Below are 18134 nucleotides of genomic sequence, written 5' to 3'. Positions count from 1 at the left end.
CTCGTGCCTTCCTCCCCTAACACATACATCTGTTACGATAATCCCCAGATAAAAAAACATTGGATAAAGTTCTGAATTGTGAGATAATTGAAGTGTATTTTCACTTTTTGAGAACAAGTAAATTAGATATAGGAGGGCTTGTGCTATGAATAGACGAATTCATTTTGTATCGCTTATTATTGGAAATTTGTTAACACTAGGAGCGATTTTCATTTACGCTATGCAAAGTCAAGTAGATGTGGCCCTCAGCACATATGCCCTTGTGATGGGATTTTTAAGCACATTACTTCTGATCTTTTTTTATTTATGGGGGGATGAAAAACAACAAATATCGAATCGTTTTTCTAAATAACTTGGGTGGTTTCAAACTATAGTTTTGAAGTCATCCCAGATTTTTTCGAACACTGCCATTGAACAAAAAAGCGATTTCCCCCTTTTCTACATCAGTAGTTGAGGGAATTTCTTTTCACGAAATGCTTCTTTTTTCGTGGCATTCCCCTCTGTATACGCCGAATTATTGTTGAAAAATAAAAAATTTTGTAGAAAATTTAAAAAGAATGATTGAGTAGTAATTCAATTTTCTGTATAATCAGCTTGTTTGACAATACTAATTTGAATTTGGGGGTAGACAATTGGGTAAAGCATTGATTATAGGAGCTGGCGGAGTAGCCAGTGTTGTGGTACACAAGTGTGTTCAAAATTCGGACGTATTTGAGGAAATTTGTATCGCAAGTAGAACTGTTTCAAAATGTGACGCTCTAAAAGAAAAACTAGATGGCGGAAAAACAAAGATTCATACCGCACAGGTAGACGCAGACAATACGGAAGAGGTTATTGAGCTTATTAAAGCCTTCGGACCAGAAGTTGTTATTAATGTAGCACTACCTTATCAAGACTTAACGATTATGGATGCTTGCTTAGCGACAGGTGTACACTATGTGGATACTGCAAACTACGAGCCACCTGAAACGGCAAAATTTGAATATAAATGGCAATGGGCTTATAAAGAGAAGTTCGAAAAAGCTGGTCTAACTGCTTTACTTGGTAGCGGTTTTGATCCAGGTGTAACGGGCGTTTTCACAGCTCATGCACAAAAACATGAATTTGATGAAATCCACTACATAGATATTGTGGATGCAAATGCCGGTGATCACGGTTACCATTTCGCTACAAACTTCAACCCAGAAATCAACATTCGTGAAATTACAGCGAATGGTCGTTACTGGAAAGCAGGCGAGTGGATTGAAACTGCACCACTTGAGAAAAAAGAGGTTTATAACTTACCAGAAATCGGACCAAAAGATATTTACCTTTTATACCATGAAGAACTAGAATCACTTGCTAAAAACATTAAAGGCTTAAAGCAAATCCGTTTCTGGATGACATTCTCTGAAAAATACTTAACACATTTAAAAGTATTAGAGAATGTTGGTATGACTTCTATCGAGCCTATTGAATTTGAAGGACAAATGATTCAACCAATTCACTTCCTAAAAGCTGTACTGCCTGATCCAGCATCACTTGGACCACGTACAAAAGGAAAAACTAACATCGGTTGTATTATTCGCGGTCTAAAAGATGGTAAGGAAAAAACTTATTATGTCTACAATGTATGTGACCACGAGGAATGCTATAACGAGGTTGGTTCACAGGCAATTTCCTACACAACTGGTGTCCCAGCAATGATTGGTGCAATGCTAGTGATGAACGGTCAATGGCGTAAACCTGGCGTTTGGAATGTCGAAGATTTCAATCCAGATCCATTCATGGATGCACTAAATAAATGGGGTCTACCATGGCAAGAAAGCCATAATCCAGAATTACTTGACCTTGAGTTAGATGTAAAGGAATTAAGTCGATGAAGCCAATTGATTTCTCAAAAGTTCCATCCCCTTCTTACGTAGTGGATGAACGATTATTAACAAAGAATCTAGAACTTTTAAAATCGATTCAAGATCGCACAGGTTGCCGTATTTTACTTGCCTTAAAAGGGTTTTCAATGCATTCCACATTCCCATTAGTGGGTGAATATTTAGCAGGAATTACGTCTAGCTCATTATTTGAAGCTCAACTCGGCTATGAAAAAATGGGCAAAGAAGTTCATGTCTATGCACCAGCTTACGTGGAACATGAAATGGACGAGCTTCTTGGCTATGTTGATCATATTGTGTTTAATTCATTTAACCAATGGAATCAATATAAGGACAAAGTAAAATCTGCTGATAAAACAATTGAATGCGGTATTCGTATCAATCCTGAGTACTCTGAAATTGAAACAGCACTTTACGACCCTTGCTACACGAATTCTCGTCTTGGCACAACATTAGCCAACTTCGACAAGTCACAGCTTGACGGTATTGACGGCTTACACTTCCATGCAATGTGTGAGCAAAACTCAGATACGTTAGAGCGTATTATACAAGTTGTCGAAGAAAAATTTGGTGATGTCTTACATCAAATGAGATGGTTAAACTTTGGTGGAGGTCACCATATTACACGTGATGATTATGATGTTGAAAAGCTTGTGAATATCATTAATTACATTCAAGACAAGTATAACCTTCTCGTCTATTTAGAGCCAGGTGAAGCTGTTGCACTTAATACAGGCTATTTAGTAGCAACGGTTCTTGATGTACAGAAAAACGCTATGGACCTAGCAATTTTAGATACATCGGCAACTTGCCATATGCCAGATGTTCTAGAAATGCCGTACCGCCCAATGATCATCGGTTCTGGTCAACCAAATGAACTAGCTTACACATATCGCCTAGGCGGGCTTACATGTCTTGCTGGTGATGTAATTGGTGATTATTCATTCGAACAACCTTTACAACCAGGCGATCGTTTAGTATTTACAGATATGGCGCATTACTCAATGGTGAAAAATCATATGTTTAATGGTGTAAATCTTCCATCAATCGTTTCTTATAACGATGAAGAAGGCATTAAAGTCATTCGTGAATTTAAATTTGAAGACTATAGCGGCCGACTTTCATAATAAGCTGAAACTATTTTAAATAGTGAACCCTTATATAAGGTCCACAATATATATAGAAATTAAAAGGATAGAAGAGCTTAAGAAATTAGCTCTATCTATCCTCTTTTTGTACCACATCTGGGTCCAGTTATATTTAAATGTTTAAGTTGAAGGGTATATCGAAGCTATTTATACATTCAATTGCCCAGCGTTCCTTGTACATACCTGCGATTTCTTCGGCTGTGACGTCACGAAGATTGGTAATGACACGTACAATTGCCTCTTCATAATCTGTAAATTCTACGACACGATGGCGGAATCAGCGATGATATTTAACCCTTCAATCTTTGTTCTTTTTAAAGATTTCTTGCGGTTTAATTGGATATTTTCTTTTAAACGGATGACGAAGTCTTGATGCGTATTGGCATAACGATCGGCTTTTTCAATCGAAAAATAAGCACGATCGGCCACAAGGATAAATCGCTTGTCTTCCAGTTCAACACCGATTGGACCATCATGCTTCAAGCCAGTCGTTTCAACGATTTAAAGTGGCATAGCGGTGCGATTTGTGAAACTCACGTGTAGCTTGATGCCTGAACGTTCGCCATGATAAAGTGCCCATGGTAAGCGACTTTTGCCAACTGTAATCGTTGTGGAATCAATGGCTAAGAGCTCTTTTTTGAGTTTCAGTTTGCGTTTCGCTGCTCGGTTTAAACGACCGACAATCAACTCAAAAATTCTTTTGACAATCAGGTAATTCAGTTCGCCTAAACGTTTCGAAAGTGTGGAATAATCCACGAATTTTAGGCCTTTCTCCATTGCCATATCAGAAGCAGCACGCAAGCTTTTCCATTCAAATGTCGCAGCGCCAACTAAGTAGTTTAAAAGCTTTGGGACATCACATTTACGCGCCGTATCTTCAAAACCAAATTCAGCGAGAATCCCCGCGATTTCGTCCTGTGAAATAAAGTTTTGAAGTAGTGTAAAAATCGTGGTATTCTTAGCCATGAGAGATTCTCCTCGTAAATGTTGGTGTGGTAACTTACATTTTACATGGAATCTCTCTTTTTTATTGAATTTTATTGGTAAAAGCTAGTTAATCAACAGGCGTGATTTTCTTCAAGTGTTTGCACCAGAACCCTAATTTTCTCTATTCACATACCAAGCAGACTGTGCTTCCCACATTGTTGCATACTTACCCTTACGCTCAATCAATTCATCATGACACCCAACATCAACAATCTTACCCTTGTCCATTACTACAATTCGATTAGCAAATTTGGCCGAAGCAAGGCGGTGTGTTACCAAAATGGTACATTTATCTTTCGATAAACGCCTAAATTGGCTATAAACCCGTTCTTCCATAATGGGATCTATAGCAGCGGTTGGCTCGTCAAGCACAATGAGGCTATTTGTTTTATAAAGTCCACGAGCTATGGCTATTCGCTGCCACTGTCCTCCAGAAAGGTCAATGCCACCAAATTCAGTTGAAAGCATTGTGTCAAGTGTGATAGAGTCGTCGCCAAATTCACAATCATGAAGAACTCTTTGTATATTGTCATGATTTTGAATTTCTTTCGTATTGCTGATCGCTACATTTTCCGCTAATGTCATCTTATAACACAGAAAATGTTGAAAAACACCCGAAGTTTCTCTAAAAATTGAATTAGGGTGTGTGTTGCTACTATTTAGTCCACCTATTTCTACTGTACCATTATCGGGACGGTAAAGCCCAACAAGTAGGCGGACCAAGGTGGATTTACCAGCACCGTTCTCGCCCACAATGGCAATTGTTTCACCCTCTGAAATAGTAATCGTTGCACCTTGCACTGCCATTTTATTTGTTCCAGGATAAGTAAAATTTACATCTTTTGCTACAATTCCTTTTGAGAAGTCAATAACAGCCTCTTCTCCATCTACTTCCTCCATATCCATCAATCTATAGTATTTTTCAATTTTACCTATGGTTTCACTACCTTGACTAACCTGTATTGATACTAGTTCCTCAGCCATAGAAAAAATTTGTGAAAGTACTCCAAAAACCGCTATAAAAGTACCAATACTAATTTCTCCAGACATAGCCGAATTAAAAAGCATTATAGTGGATACTCCGAATCCAATAAAAGACACCAAACCAAGAACTAATCGGATAAAAGCTGCTTTTCGCTCTACTTTCCACGTCTTTGTTGTCAATAATAACAATGTATTACTGAAAAGGTTCCTAAAGAAACCAAAAGCCCCAAGTATACGAGTTTCTTTGAAGGACAGTTGACTTGATATAGCTTTTTTATAGTAAGTATACTGACGGCGAAGAGGCGCACTTTCATTTTCTAACCCTATAAACACCTTCACCTGAACTAATTGCCCCAAAATCGCTGGTACAAATGACAGGAAAATTATTAAAGGAAGTAGGGGCGATAGTCCAAAAAAATAAATGGATACAGATACAAAAAATACACCATAATACGTGAACACACGCAAGCAATTGGTAGAAAAACTTCCTAATGCCTCATATTCTATACACCTTTTCGATTTGTCTATGTTATCCAAAAAATTGGGGTCTTCAAAATGCTTTGGTGATACACGACTAAGCTTTAGCATAAGTTCTGACATAAACTTACCAACATTTTTATATGATACATAACCTTGCAAGTACTTATCAATACCCCTAAGCACCTGTTGACCTATAGTTACAGCTGCCATTGTGCCTAATGCAATCCCAACCTGCAAATAGCTGGCATTACCCATGCTCGCCTCAGTGATTAAGTCGAATAATTGTTGCGTGACTAAAATCGCTACTATCCACGAAAGAGAACTAAGTACTGCAACACCATGTTCTAACACAGCCCGACCTTTGGAAGCCTTGATATACTGTAAAATAGACCGGAACACAACGTATACAATTCCATACTTGTACCTTTTGCCTATCACTCATACCACCTCCTCTGCGATTCGAACATTTTAGCATATACGCCCCTCATTTTAATTAATTTATTATGGGTTCCTCTCTCAGTAATTTCTCCGCTCTCTATTACCAAAATTTCATTGGCCAACTTGGTAGAACCTAGACGGTGGCTGATAAAAATTGTAGTTTTATCTCTCATAAGCTCTTCAAATTCTCGATAAATTCTACTTTCCGCAATTGGATCCAAGGCAGCCGTTGGTTCATCCAAAATCTTTATAGGTGCCGGGCTTATTAACGAGCGTGCAATAGCTATTTTTTGCCACTGTCCACCTGATAGGTCTGAACCGTCCTTGTCAATTTTTCCAAGAGGTGTACGTAATCCATCTTTCAAATTTGCAATTGTATCAGTCAAGGCAACCTTATCAGTAACCTTATGAATATCTTCGATACTTACATCCTCTGAAGTATTACCAAGGGCAATATTGTCCGCAAGAGGAACCTCATATCTAGCAAAATCCTGATATACAACTGAAAACATAGCCTTTAAAGTAGATGTTTCATATGTACGAAGTTCCTTTCCGTTAATTAAAATCTCTCCGTCATATACATCATATAGCCCCGTTAGAAGCTTAATAATGGTAGTTTTACCCGACCCATTTGCACCAACAAAAGCATAGTGCTTACCGCCCTCAATATTAAATGATACATTGCGTAAGGCGTAGTTTTCTGCATTTGGATACTTAAACCACACATTTTTGAAGGACAGTCTCTCAAAAACAGGTGGTATTTTATCAGGCAAATCAGTTGCACCATCCTGCAAATCCAAAGCCATAAACGCCGTCAAATCATCTATACACCTCTTAGCATATGAAAGGTTTTTTGCTGCCTCTTGTAACGTCCCTCCAATGGTTGTAGCCATTGCAAAAACAGCAGCAACAATTCCCATGAACATACCAGGGCTTAAAGTTCCAGCTATAACAGGCTTTATAAGAGTAAATGATATAAGTAAAGCAATAGCTGACATAAAAATACCAGTAGCCTCCATAGCTATTTTCGTTCTAACTGCTACTCTTTCTTGTATTTTTCTAGCTATTTCAAAGTGTTCACTATAAAGATTTACAGTATAGTCCGCATACCCAAAAAGAGTACGCTCCTGTGTGGCTTCACGACTAGTCAAGATATCATCGCTGTAATAGCTAAAGCGACGTTCGTAAGGCCAAGCTTCCATCCAAGCATTGTAGTTTTTACCCCCAGCCTTAAGTGACATCCAAAACAAAGGTATACTCAAAATGGCAATCAATATTGTTGCCCACCAAACCTGTGTCAGAATCAAGGTCAAAATTGCAGCTATCGAAACAATACTACGAACAACTGTAGCGCAAGCACGTATACCATTTAGCATGTTTACAACAATACCTTCAGATAAACGTTCCACGAGTTCCCAAGTATCGGAATCTTCAATATATTTATATTTCAGACTTGCCCGTGTGTCTAAGATAGTAGGTTCAAGCTTAAACTTCATAACAATTTCAAGTCGCGATTGCAATAACCCCAAAAGAGTATCAAATATATTACTTATGACAACAACACCCAGCAACGCTCCAAGTGGGGCATATAATGTACTTACTATCAATTCACCTGCAAATACCGCAAAAGCAGTATCTACAAAAACCGACGTTGCAAAAACAACCGCAAATGTGGATATTAAACCCTGTGTGAGTTCCAATAAAACATATGCCACTAGCAATAATGGGGAAATTTCAAAAGGAATACGCAGTATATCAATCCATTTGTATTTTCTTGTTTTTAACATTAAATCATGCCCCCCCTCTATAATATTTTTTACAAAGCATTGATATTTAATGCTGATAGTCACCCATAAATAACTCTTCATATGTCATCTTTTTATCGCTATAGCCACATCTAATACCAAATTCAAACAATCTTTTGCTGGCCGAGATTATTGGATGATTCATTCTTTGAATGTCGCCAGTTACTATGGTTCTGACAACTTTAACGTTCATGTCTGGCTTGGTCAATTCAACATAATAAACATCTCCACCAATTTTATCTTTAATTAGACTCGTTATTTTTTGAATGAGATCATAGGAGCTGTTAAATTCAAAAACTGGCTTTCCTATTACTGTTTTCCTATCTGTTTTGCCCAGTACATCCTTATTTACTACAAAATGCTGATTATAAAGATTAACTAGACTTGTAGACAAAACACTCCTAGTTATTAAGTTAGATTTACTACCGGCAAAAAGAGAATCGCAAAACTGCGCAGCTTCTGTAATAGAACGTTCAAGTGCTATTTCTGGTGATACATGACACCCAAACCCGTTATAAGAATACTGCGAGAAATTTTCTCTATTTGTTATATAAGTTCTAAATACAGGAATGTTCAAATCATTGGTATAGTCGCGTGTTATAATTTCATATCCCATGGATTTAACCTTTGCTACAATTTCTTTTACTTTAGCACTACTTGAACTCGTATAGTCAACTATAGGCAATATATACGGGTTGGATTGACCTATAAGCCAAGCATCATGCTCGATGACCTCAAAAAGTCCATGTAATATAGCATCCTCTAATGTTGCAGCTGACGCAACCCCGGTTGACGCTGTTCCGAACAGTGTACCCTTAAGTTCAACGTCAAACATAAAAACTAAAAAAGCTGGCACTAACTTTTTACCCGCACCAGATAGGGAAGTTGCAACAACCCAATCGGTTTCAATATTTTCATCAAACTTTTCGTAAGCCGTGTCTGTGTTCATTATCGTGCTAGCTAAGTATGGCATATCTATAGCAAGCTTCTTTACATCTCTGTATTTAGCGACAATGATTGGAACGTCACCTGTGTATTGTCTACTAATATGTTCTATCATCTCAAAACCTGCAGAAAAATAAGCTTGAGATTTTGTAAGACCCTTACCAGCCCCCCTATCAGGTCTTAGGATATATGATAAATCGGATGTACTCATTTCATCGGAATATGCACTAAATGAAGGTGCAATATCTCTAAAAGGGTTACCATCATCAAACTCAATCCTAATTTTAGTTCCTAGCTTTTTAAGTTCCTTATCTAGTATTTCCTTGGTTTCACTTTCGGTTTTTGAACGAATACCGCCTGTTTGGTATTTAACGGTATCATAGGATAGGTTGGTAGAGTTTGTGTCTAAAATCTCGTTTAAAGCGGTCTCCGTGTTAACTTTAATGTAATTTTTATTAATTCCTTTGCAAAAATCGCAGTAAGTGGTTGGCAACTTTACATCTTTGTCTAGACACAAAGATGTAGTTTTAAAGAAGTATTGGCAGTTTATAAGTTCTGACGACAAACCGTTAAAATGGCTTGTTATTTCAGCGTATACTTTATTAACCAAGTACGATATAACACTCTCTTCAAATTCAAATGAAACACTATATGAATATTTAAGGCTTTTTAAGTCATTAATCCCTATCTTTTCATCACAAGAAACATGAGTGTTTATATTTTTGAGCTTAGAGCTTATAATGCATTCCAAGCAGACACTTTTTTTAGGCACAACTAACGGTCCTACCATAATATCAATCCCGTTAAAATTAACTTGGACAAATGGCTTATTATACCTATATAATTTTTCGTTTACACTCAATAAATCTGCATATGTGCAATCAGATGGGGCAAATATAGCCACATCAAAATCGCAAATAAAAGTATCTTCAAGAAAGTTAACGGTAGTTATACGAAAACATTCTTTAATCTTATCAAATTCGTCACTCAATGCACCATCCCCTATCACTAAGGTTTTTGGCAGTTTTTTGGTTGTAGAGTTAGTTTGAGGAATCTTTATAACTCCTTCATTCAAAATAGTTAGTAGAAAATTTCTAACTTCTTGCATTGAGTATCTATCTTTAAAATTTTTTTCAATTTGTTCAAAGGTATTATTTCCATCAACATATAACAATACCTCTTCAAGAAGAGTAGGCTCACAATAAAACACCTTAATTTCCCCTGAAGAAAAGGAAGAAATTACCCTATTGCTATCGTTTCGATAGTTGTATAATTCATTAATTAATGGTATGTCATATGGATCATATCTCATAATATCTGCTCCCCTAACTAATAGTTACATATGTATTTGATTCCAACTAGCCATAAAAGTAGACATTGGGAAAAGCATATCCACTCCTCCCAATGTCTATTGATTTATGGCGACTTACTGTATTAAACCTTTTTTTGTTCGTTTCCGTTTTGGGATCCACCTAACGGTTTTACCAACTGCTCTTTTTGCTCTTTAACTACGGTAATACGCATAAAAACACCCCCCATTTTTAAAAATACTATGACCTTATAATATACATTTCGTAGCAAATGCTCCTAGGTCAAAGTTCAATATGATATATACTAAAAATATCCATATCGATAAATTAAATGTATGCTCTCTTCTTCCTTTTGTCAACAAAAATTACAATATACGACAAATGCATGAGAAGTTATTGGAAGCAAAAGCAAAGCCAAATCAAATTATTACAATCAATCTTTATTAAAAGACTCTGATGACTTTCCTGTAACTTATCTAGGCAGGTATGAATTAATAATCAATACATTAGTTACTATTTCGGGGGGAGAGCTAAAAGAAGCTTATTTAGAAAGAGGTATTAGTCCTGTATTTTAATAATTTACAATGGAATTTTAAGGGAGAATAAGCTAATATGAAAATATAATACATTTTGCGAAGCACGCAAAGAGACGATTTTGTTTCTTTGCGTGCTTTTTTATTTGCTAGAGAAATAGCCGTATTTAAAATCTAATGAATGGGGGCGAGTGTTTGCAATTAATCATAGCTGAAAAGCGAGAGGCTGCTTTTGCAATGGCTCAAGCATTATTACCTACGAATTTTAAGGAAGAATCATATTACTTTTATGGTGGTACGAATATATACATCACTTGGCTACAAGGACATCTACTTACGCAATTAGAACCTGGTGAGAAATATGCTGGGAAAGAGTGCATTTCAAATAAGCAATTTAGTAAAAAAGCGTTAGGAGCAATAATTCCTCTTATTACCTCCATCAACGGTAAATAATATCGCTCCCCGTTAGAATTAATAGAAAACGTTTGTGATTTTTCTACAAAACTCGTTTTTCCTATTTCATAATCCTTTTCAAAAAACTTAACTTGCGATGGGTGGATTGTGACTGTCACTTCTTCTGTATCATTGGGCGGATTTGGTCTTGTAATTATTCCATCGACATAATAATGCTGAATTTTCAAAGACGACAATACGCCCCAATCCACAACTAGCCGTTCTGTTTTATAAGACTCATCAATTTTCCCGTTGAAATACACCGGCAAATAAACCTTCTTTTCCAATTTAATTGGTATGCCAATACAATCTAATTTCACACGTGCTCCTTTATCGAACGGCCAATCTTTAAGTTTTATGTCTTTGTTGCCCAACAATTTCACCTCGCTCTCTCAGTAAGTATGCTCCTAATATCGGTCGGATTTTTTGGAAATCCCTTGATTTTAATCCTGCTGGTATGGATGAGGAAAGCGAGGAGTGGGATTACCTATAATCCATGTCTCCACGCTCTCGGTACTCCTTTTGAATACCACCTGGCGCTTTTTGTTTCACTTTTCCGTTAAACATCCTAAATTTGCGCTCAACAATCCCTTTTAAATCACCACGATATGCAGTTGTATTTTCAATTTTGACATTCAAATTATTAATCAGCCCAGCTACCGAATATCCTTCAAATTCCCCTCGATCTGCAATGATAATTTCAGGCAAATGATTCGTCGGCCATTGCTCTTCTGTAATCTCTATATCATATTGCTTACAAAATTCAACCTTATCGGCTACCATGTTATCTAGTGCCATCATGGCACCTACCCATGATGGTCCCTCTAAGCCAACATAAATTCCCGTAATAATACGTGAATAGACATCTACGACTGCATAAACAACAGGTCTACCAATAACTTTATTTATATCAAAAGAGCTAACTAAATAAATATCCGCGGCTGTTGCATCAATTTGAAAGCGCGTCCCTGGACCATTTGTTTCTGCTTTAGAATTACTAATAAGCGGACGATGCTTTAACTCATATTCCTTAGCACTTTTACGAAACTCAATATCTTTTTTAGGGTCTTCAAACTTTTTGAACCAATAGTAAAACTGTTGGTAGGAGGGGATACGATTCGCTTCCCAAATACGATACTGAAGCTCACCGTTTTCTTTATAACGGTCCGAATAAAAATCACGCAAAATAAAATGATAAACGTCTTTTAATGAGTAGATGTGTGGATTGCCCATACGTTAAAGTGCTTATATTTATTGCTCTTTAGAAGAAAATAAATCAGGAACCTTATAAATGGATACAATGCCCTTACTGTAATTCAACATTCGAACAGCTTCTAAAAATCGGAATACCGTACGAACACGACTAGCCGCTAAATTGGTTTCTTCACTTATTTCATTTATATGAACAGGGATTGTCATAGAGCGATCTAACCGCTCCGAAATAAACTCCAATAAGATGGTAGCGTGCTCTATTAGTAATTTAAGATGTGTACTGTAAATTAAGGGATATTATTTTTAAGGCATTTACACGTCTTAAATAGAAATCTTCCTTCCTTGAAGGCGATAGTAAATTATCTGTACTACGGCATTGTAAAACCCATTCATGCAACGGTTGTTGCAATACCTGGTGTGTCATAAAGTAAACAATCCTTTCTTAGTCAAAAAATAGTTGACCACATGGCGAATATTCGCCACAATACTAAAAATGTACCTACACACGCGATAGCACGGAAAAAACATGATCTTATAACAGATACAATTTTCCATGCTATACAAAGTGCGAAAACTAAAAATATTATTGGAACAACATCGGCTAGATTATTCAGATACTGTCCCTCCCTTCTCCTAAATCGTTCAAATTATTAATAACTGTGTAATTTTTATGATTTACCAATGTTGTTGGAGATTCAAGTCGAATTCTAGCTGCATCTGAATCACTAATTGAAACGAATGCGGTGTTTTCACGATACATTTCAACCACACCTTGTATGATCAAGCCGTTTCTCTCGAATTGTATTGTATCCCCGTACGATGCATGATTTCTTTTTAACTTTTTAGGGAAACATTTAACTTGCTGCATATCCCATGAATTTGAAAGATTTACCATGTTTGTTCCTCCCTTTTTGACTACAAAAAACCCCTTCATTAACACGAAAAAGACTGCATGTTTTTAGCAGTTTTTTCATGTTAATGAAGGGGTGTTCCCATTCAAAATTTAATTGGAAATATATGTGCTTTATCGGTATTATAACAATCAACATCTGAATGTTCAATAAAATTTTTAAAATTACTTAACTGTCGTTAAAGTGCTGGCAATCAGATGTATTAGTTTTGTTTTTTATTAAAGAAATCTTGGATGATTTTTTGACCCATTATACTCTCGGTCTTATTCTGCTTATTTGCTAGTTCTGATAATTGTTCATGATAAACCTTAGGAAGAACAACTACAACACGTTTATCAAAGCAAATTACCTGTAACGTATCGTCTAAAAGCTTAATTTCACCGTTATGTGTATAATCATTTAATTCTAAGAGTCTTTGAATATGCTCTGATTCTGCAGATACCTTCCAGTCGTTCATCTTTAGTCGCCCATTAATACTTTCATCAGTTAATAGTAGCTGTGCATTTTCGATACCAAATACATTATAAATAGCATCTACATATAGATAAGCGTTTTTTTCATTCTTTGGTATCGTAAAGTTAACATACATTGTGGATCGAACAGTTGGCTTATGTATGTCGTATAATGGTTTAGAATTGTTTAGATTCTCAAATGGTAAAAATCCGGTCTCTGTGTAGAATCCCCAACGTTTTCCTTCAATCATAACGCGGTATTTTCTTCCGTCTTCATCAACAAATGGTTGTAATAGCGCGATGTTCAATTTACTATTATAGAAATTATTTTTAGTTCTGAAATGTACAAAAGTATTTTCTAAAATTAGTTGGTCCAATGTTTCTTTTATTTCAGGTGAAATGAGATAAGTTTGTCGCAATCCATGTGTGCCTTTAGGAATTTCAATATCATTATCTGCTATTATTCTTTTTAAAAGCTCTGGACTAACTTTCTTTTCCCTTGCATAGGAATTTAAACTCATATGATTACTTGTAGCGGACATTTTAGCTTTTAAATCGGAAACACTTTCAGCTGTAAAAAGACGTTGGCCATTAATTGCAAATTTTAAATTAGGTTGTTCAATTTCGACAAGGAGTCCTTTTTGAATGTATTTGTAAACCGTAGACTCAGCGACGCTTAAGGTCTCAACGACTTCTTTCATAGTTAGACCCTCTTCTAATTTCTCCTCATTATTGTGCATCACATTCATTCCTTTCAAAATTAAACAACTATAAGATACCTCTTAGGTCTTATAGTTAAAAAAGTTACTAACTAAGCTTTCTAAATTTTGTTCTATATAGTATACCTGGGCAGGCTTAGGTCGATTATGAAAATATTGTTTTAGAAAAGCATCGATGATAGTGTTAGAGCTCCAATGAACATAATCTTTATTGCCATTATTCCAAACTGTCATGGAAACACATGTAGTACCGCTTCTACTACCATCCAATTTTCATATACACTTCGAACGCATATTTTTAAATCATCTATGTTTATCCTAGCTCCTTGCAATAATGGTATCACATGATTGTTTAATAATGTATCCTCATATTTCGGGCAAACCTTTGTAACATGTTCTTTAATAATTTTTATAGAGGGTTGGTTATATAGTTCTTCACTAAATAGATCTATTTGCTCTATTACTTGCATGTATACAACTCCTAATTAATTATCTATTTTTAATTTTCAATGTATTTAAAATAAACGGGTATGATTATATCTCATTCCTCCGCAACATACTATTTTTTTAATTCAGTCACTGTAAATGTTAAATCTGTTAAATCATCATTGATACCAACTCTTTTTGCTGCTCTTTCCACTGCATTTATTCTTCCCCAGGCACGTAATTTAATTGTTGTTGCATCTCCTGAAGGTGAAGTAGCAATGACTGTAAATTTTCTATATCGCATAATATCAAGCAAAGAGCTATGTTCGGCCACAATTGATATATACATCAATAGCAATAAAAATAAAAAACGGCGAATAGTAGAATCAAGTTGAACACTTTAGAAAAATAAAAACATCGTACGCGAAATCGTGTATTATTGAGGTTCCTACACCAATCAATAAGAAGGGATTTCGAATACGATGCTAGAACAGAATAACATAAAAACACCGAATAAGAAAACCACGCCTTACACAGTTTCAACGTGGAGAACTTCAAGGCTACTTGAACGCTGGAATTACAAATAAGAGTGAACTTGCGCGAAAACTCAAGGTTTCTCGCGGGACAATCTACAATGAACTAGCCCGTGGAACGACCACTCAAGTAAAGAAAACTAACGGAAAACATATCTACACGACGCAATATCTTGCGGAAACAGGTCAAGCTGCAACAGATCGAAACGTGGCTCGTTCTCGTAAACCGTTGAAGTTTGAACGTGTGAAGGCATTCTTGGCATTCGTTGACGGACTGTTACTTGATCGCACAAAGACCATGTCTCCAGATGCGATTGTTGGTCTTGCGAAGCTCAAAGGGTTGTTTTCTCCGGAGGAAATGGTCTCTACAAAGACGCTCTATCACTATATCGGGCTTGGTCTTCTAAAAACTCGAAACAGTGACCTTCTCTTAAAGGTACGTCGAAATACCAAGAGTACTAAGAAAACGCACCGCCCGAATAAGACGGTTCTCGGTAAAAGTATTGAAGAACGTCCTGATAGCGTTGAATCTCGTGAAGAATTCGGTCATTTTGAAATTGACTCCGTCGTAGGGCGCAAGGATAAAGAAGATGATGTGCTATTAACCTTGATTGAACGTAAAACCCGTCGTGAATTCATCGTAAAAATGGACGGGAAAGACGCCGATTCAGTTAACTACGCACTCTCTTCAGTCCTCAAAGAATTTGGTGAATATGCATCTACTGTCTTCAAATCAATCACGGCAGATAATGGTTCTGAATTCGCGGGGTTGTCAGAAATGTTTGGTGATAGGATAGATATCTATTTCACTCATCCTTATTCTTCATGGGAGCGTGGAACGAATGAGAACCACAACGGAATCATCCGTCGTTTCATTCCTAAAGGACATGCGATTGAGGATTATAGCCGGACGCAGATTCATATGGTTGAGGAAGCTATGAACAACCTACCAAGAAAAATGTTTGACTACAAGACACCAAATGAACTGTTTGAAGAGGAACTCCAGAAACTGGTCGCTTAAAGATCGCGGGGACACCCCGCACCCCTTGAGCCTCCCTCGAAACAGAAAAGTCTCCTGTTCATCAGTCAGCTGCAAATCCTAACCTGTATTGGCTAGATCCGCAAGGAAAAGCGCCTTGCAGATCTAGCCAACACAGGTTGAACGAACTATGCCGACCGACGAACAGAAGACAAAGGAACCTCTGGGGTGTTTTTGAAAAAAGTGTTCAACTTGTAATTGCAATTTAGGAATAGTTTTTAATCCCCTTCTATAAGCAAAAATATCACCAAACGATCTGACCTGTTTGTAGAACAAGAAAAAATCCTGCATATATCAACACAGGATTTTTAATCAAACTTTTTTATAAATGTCGCAACTTTTTTTAAAACTTCGCATATTTTTTATAAACATCGTTACTTTATTTCAAATCTACATTATTAGCAAACAGAGCCAGGCACTGTTCGGCATTAGTGATAGATAGGAGAATATGTCAGTCTCCTGTCATTCTTATTATCTTTGGGCTAACGTTTAAATACGCATTAATGCGCCATTAGGCTTTGGTAACTCTTGAGCTGTTATCTGATTCATTATACAAAAATGTTTAAAAAATTGTTGTGCCAACTCTCGTTCATTTGGGTCACTTTTCAACGAAACTATATCAAGCAAAATTTGAGCCATCCATGAATTTTCAAAATAACGGTATTTACCTGTATTCCATGTCATTTTTTCGGGGAATTTTTCATTTATATAATATTGCCAGAAAAGCAGCTGATCTGATTCCTGTTCTGTAAGTTGAATTCTGTATTTTGAATGAGCAGGAATATTTCCATCTTCACAAAGCTTACCGATAAAATCTTCATTCACCATATAGACACCCAAGATACGTCTGTCTTTTTCAGGCATGCCGGAATCTATTGCTGTTAATAGGACAGCGCTATTTTGGTGCAAGCGGCTCGGCTTGTTTGGCTTTCCTTTGTTATTACCACTTTTTAAAACGCCTGAAAAAACTTCCCACTCTGAAAAAGAACTATTCTGTTCTTCTGTGTCACACCAAAAAACCATTTGTGATTCGAGATGAAGTTTATGGTTTTTCATAAGTTTTTCGTGTTCCCAGCGAAGTTCGAGTTTTTTTCGTTGTAGTTTTTTTTCCTCTTCCTTCTTCCGTTCTTCCTCCCTTCGTTCCATTTCCTTTTTTTGTATTATTTTTTCAAGTGAATTAGCATCACTTTTATCATGTAGTTTTAGGTGCTTTCCAAATACATCAGGGAAAACAAACATTTTATTTTCCGATGCGAAATGTATTTCAATACTAGAATCATTATGTTTAACTATACTACCCGTGCCAAAACGCTTGTGTGTAACTTTCTTATTGATTAGATTCATTATTCTAGTCCTCCTTATGGAAAAAACAGTTACTATTAGATAGTAAATTAATAATTTTATTCAACTAACTTCCTTTAAAGCTCTCATAGCTGTTTTTATTTCTTTCTTGGGCTTAAAAAGGATATTAAAAAAACGTATCCAAATTCTATCTGCAAAAAGGACAGCGGAATTCAAATACGATTTAAAAAAACCTATTGTAAGACAATTGTAACATTTTTTAATAAATTTGCAAATTTATTATTGACAAAATATTTTATAATGAGGTAAAATAAAATATTTATCCACTGAATATCCTTAAAATAACTATGAAATTAAGGCCTCCAAAAATTCGTGAAACTTCTGAAGGCCGGGATCCTGTTGTCACACATGGAATGTTACTTTAGGAGTTATTTTGCACCCATATTAAGTGCTATTTTGCACTATGAGTAAATATAAAAAGCCTAATTTCTTTAAAGTGTACCCTTTGTAAAGGACATTTTGAAAAAAAGCTAAGCAACCTTTTGAAGCTGCTGTCTGTATTTTGCAGGCGGCAGCTTTTTCAAGT

General features: G+C 36.2%; 16 protein-coding genes and 1 pseudogene. 5 read left to right on the top strand and 12 right to left on the bottom strand.

Annotation, left to right across the window (positions count from 1 at the left end; translation table 11 throughout):
• The first annotated feature begins 145 nt into the window (after positions 1 to 145).
• From ACQKOG_RS02505 to nspC, 3 genes are all read left to right on the top strand, one after another.
• Positions 146 to 352, top strand: coding sequence for a hypothetical protein (locus ACQKOG_RS02505; RefSeq protein WP_370081675.1), 207 nt, complete (start codon positions 146 to 148; stop codon positions 350 to 352).
• A 280-nt stretch (positions 353 to 632) separates the two neighbouring features.
• Positions 633 to 1862 (top strand): saccharopine dehydrogenase family protein, encoded by a 1230-nt coding sequence (locus ACQKOG_RS02500; protein ID WP_370081673.1) that lies wholly within the window; start codon positions 633 to 635, stop codon positions 1860 to 1862.
• Positions 1859 to 2998 carry a carboxynorspermidine decarboxylase gene (nspC, locus tag ACQKOG_RS02495; protein WP_402874627.1) on the top strand — a complete coding sequence of 380 codons (1140 nt, stop codon included), beginning with the start codon at positions 1859 to 1861 and terminating at the stop codon, positions 2996 to 2998. The genes ACQKOG_RS02500 and nspC overlap by 4 nt, the downstream gene beginning before the upstream one ends.
• Before the next feature lie 279 nt (positions 2999 to 3277).
• Here nspC and ACQKOG_RS02490 read toward each other — a convergent pair whose 3' ends face one another.
• The 5 genes from ACQKOG_RS02490 to ACQKOG_RS02470 form a co-directional block, all read right to left on the bottom strand.
• Complete coding sequence (locus ACQKOG_RS02490) at positions 3278 to 3502, bottom strand: transposase (protein ID WP_402875229.1); 225 nt, start codon at positions 3500 to 3502, stop codon at positions 3278 to 3280.
• A gap of 18 nt (positions 3503 to 3520) precedes the next feature.
• The gene (locus ACQKOG_RS02485) at positions 3521 to 3985 is read right to left on the bottom strand and encodes a hypothetical protein (protein ID WP_402875226.1); all 465 of its coding nucleotides are present in this window, start codon (positions 3983 to 3985) and stop codon (positions 3521 to 3523) included.
• A 132-nt stretch (positions 3986 to 4117) separates the two neighbouring features.
• A complete protein-coding gene (locus ACQKOG_RS02480; protein WP_402875225.1) occupies positions 4118 to 5908 on the bottom strand; it encodes an ABC transporter ATP-binding protein in 1791 nt (596 codons plus the stop codon).
• Complete coding sequence (locus tag ACQKOG_RS02475; RefSeq protein WP_402875222.1) at positions 5905 to 7695, bottom strand: ABC transporter ATP-binding protein; 1791 nt, start codon at positions 7693 to 7695, stop codon at positions 5905 to 5907. The genes ACQKOG_RS02480 and ACQKOG_RS02475 overlap by 4 nt, the downstream gene beginning before the upstream one ends.
• A gap of 46 nt (positions 7696 to 7741) precedes the next feature.
• Positions 7742 to 9970, bottom strand: coding sequence for a YcaO-like family protein (locus tag ACQKOG_RS02470; protein WP_427444847.1), 2229 nt, complete (start codon positions 9968 to 9970; stop codon positions 7742 to 7744).
• 726 nt (positions 9971 to 10696) lie between these two features.
• Between ACQKOG_RS02470 and ACQKOG_RS02465 the strand changes: the two genes are divergently transcribed.
• A complete protein-coding gene (locus ACQKOG_RS02465) occupies positions 10697 to 10954 on the top strand; it encodes a hypothetical protein (protein WP_402875218.1) in 258 nt (85 codons plus the stop codon).
• A 486-nt stretch (positions 10955 to 11440) separates the two neighbouring features.
• Here the strand turns inward: ACQKOG_RS02465 and ACQKOG_RS02460 are convergent.
• The 6 genes and pseudogenes from ACQKOG_RS02460 to ACQKOG_RS02435 all read right to left on the bottom strand — a co-directional run.
• A pseudogene (locus ACQKOG_RS02460) lies at positions 11441 to 12169 on the bottom strand (Mu transposase C-terminal domain-containing protein); the annotation flags it as partial.
• A 36-nt stretch (positions 12170 to 12205) separates the two neighbouring features.
• On the bottom strand, positions 12206 to 12406 hold the full coding sequence (locus ACQKOG_RS02455; protein WP_427444844.1) for a hypothetical protein: 201 nt from the start codon (positions 12404 to 12406) through the stop codon (positions 12206 to 12208).
• Positions 12407 to 12776: 370 nt separating this feature from the next.
• Positions 12777 to 13061 (bottom strand): DUF2187 family protein, encoded by a 285-nt coding sequence (locus tag ACQKOG_RS02450; RefSeq protein WP_402875213.1) that lies wholly within the window; start codon positions 13059 to 13061, stop codon positions 12777 to 12779.
• 218 nt (positions 13062 to 13279) lie between these two features.
• Entirely contained in the window at positions 13280 to 14230 is a 951-nt protein-coding gene (locus tag ACQKOG_RS02445; RefSeq protein WP_402875210.1) for a DNA-binding protein, read from the bottom strand.
• Positions 14231 to 14478: 248 nt separating this feature from the next.
• On the bottom strand, positions 14479 to 14718 hold the full coding sequence (locus tag ACQKOG_RS02440) for a hypothetical protein (RefSeq protein WP_402875207.1): 240 nt from the start codon (positions 14716 to 14718) through the stop codon (positions 14479 to 14481).
• 89 nt (positions 14719 to 14807) lie between these two features.
• Positions 14808 to 14978, bottom strand: coding sequence for a hypothetical protein (locus tag ACQKOG_RS02435; protein WP_427444839.1), 171 nt, complete (start codon positions 14976 to 14978; stop codon positions 14808 to 14810).
• A gap of 260 nt (positions 14979 to 15238) precedes the next feature.
• Between ACQKOG_RS02435 and ACQKOG_RS02430 the strand changes: the two genes are divergently transcribed.
• Complete coding sequence (locus tag ACQKOG_RS02430) at positions 15239 to 16228, top strand: IS30 family transposase (protein ID WP_402875201.1); 990 nt, start codon at positions 15239 to 15241, stop codon at positions 16226 to 16228.
• Between the two features lie 507 nt (positions 16229 to 16735).
• Here ACQKOG_RS02430 and ACQKOG_RS02425 read toward each other — a convergent pair.
• Positions 16736 to 17590, bottom strand: a complete 855-nt coding sequence (locus ACQKOG_RS02425) for a malate synthase (protein WP_402875199.1) — start codon at positions 17588 to 17590, stop codon at positions 16736 to 16738.
• Positions 17591 to 18134 lie beyond the last annotated feature (544 nt).

The organism is Lysinibacillus sp. NPDC093216, from assembly GCF_050280325.1.
Lineage (GTDB): Bacteria > Bacillota > Bacilli > Bacillales_A > Planococcaceae > Lysinibacillus.
This window is presented reverse-complemented; position numbering and strand designations above follow the sequence as displayed.

What these genes read in the sequence shown, in the direction of transcription:
- ACQKOG_RS02505 (WP_370081675.1), top strand. Translation starts at nt 146, where the DNA reads ATGAATAGACGAATTCATTTTGTATCGCTTATTATTGGAAATTTGTTA.
- nspC (WP_402874627.1), top strand. Translation starts at nt 1,859, where the DNA reads ATGAAGCCAATTGATTTCTCAAAAGTTCCATCCCCTTCTTACGTAGTG.
- ACQKOG_RS02485 (WP_402875226.1), bottom strand. Translation starts at nt 3,985, where the DNA reads ATGGCTAAGAATACCACGATTTTTACACTACTTCAAAACTTTATTTCA.
- ACQKOG_RS02475 (WP_402875222.1), bottom strand. Translation starts at nt 7,695, where the DNA reads ATGTTAAAAACAAGAAAATACAAATGGATTGATATACTGCGTATTCCT.
- ACQKOG_RS02470 (WP_427444847.1), bottom strand. Translation starts at nt 9,970, where the DNA reads ATGAGATATGATCCATATGACATACCATTAATTAATGAATTATACAAC.
- ACQKOG_RS02450 (WP_402875213.1), bottom strand. Translation starts at nt 13,061, where the DNA reads ATGGTAAATCTTTCAAATTCATGGGATATGCAGCAAGTTAAATGTTTC.
- ACQKOG_RS02445 (WP_402875210.1), bottom strand. Translation starts at nt 14,230, where the DNA reads ATGAAAGAAGTCGTTGAGACCTTAAGCGTCGCTGAGTCTACGGTTTAC.
- ACQKOG_RS02440 (WP_402875207.1), bottom strand. Translation starts at nt 14,718, where the DNA reads ATGCAAGTAATAGAGCAAATAGATCTATTTAGTGAAGAACTATATAAC.
- ACQKOG_RS02435 (WP_427444839.1), bottom strand. Translation starts at nt 14,978, where the DNA reads ATGCGATATAGAAAATTTACAGTCATTGCTACTTCACCTTCAGGAGAT.
- ACQKOG_RS02425 (WP_402875199.1), bottom strand. Translation starts at nt 17,590, where the DNA reads ATGAATCTAATCAATAAGAAAGTTACACACAAGCGTTTTGGCACGGGT.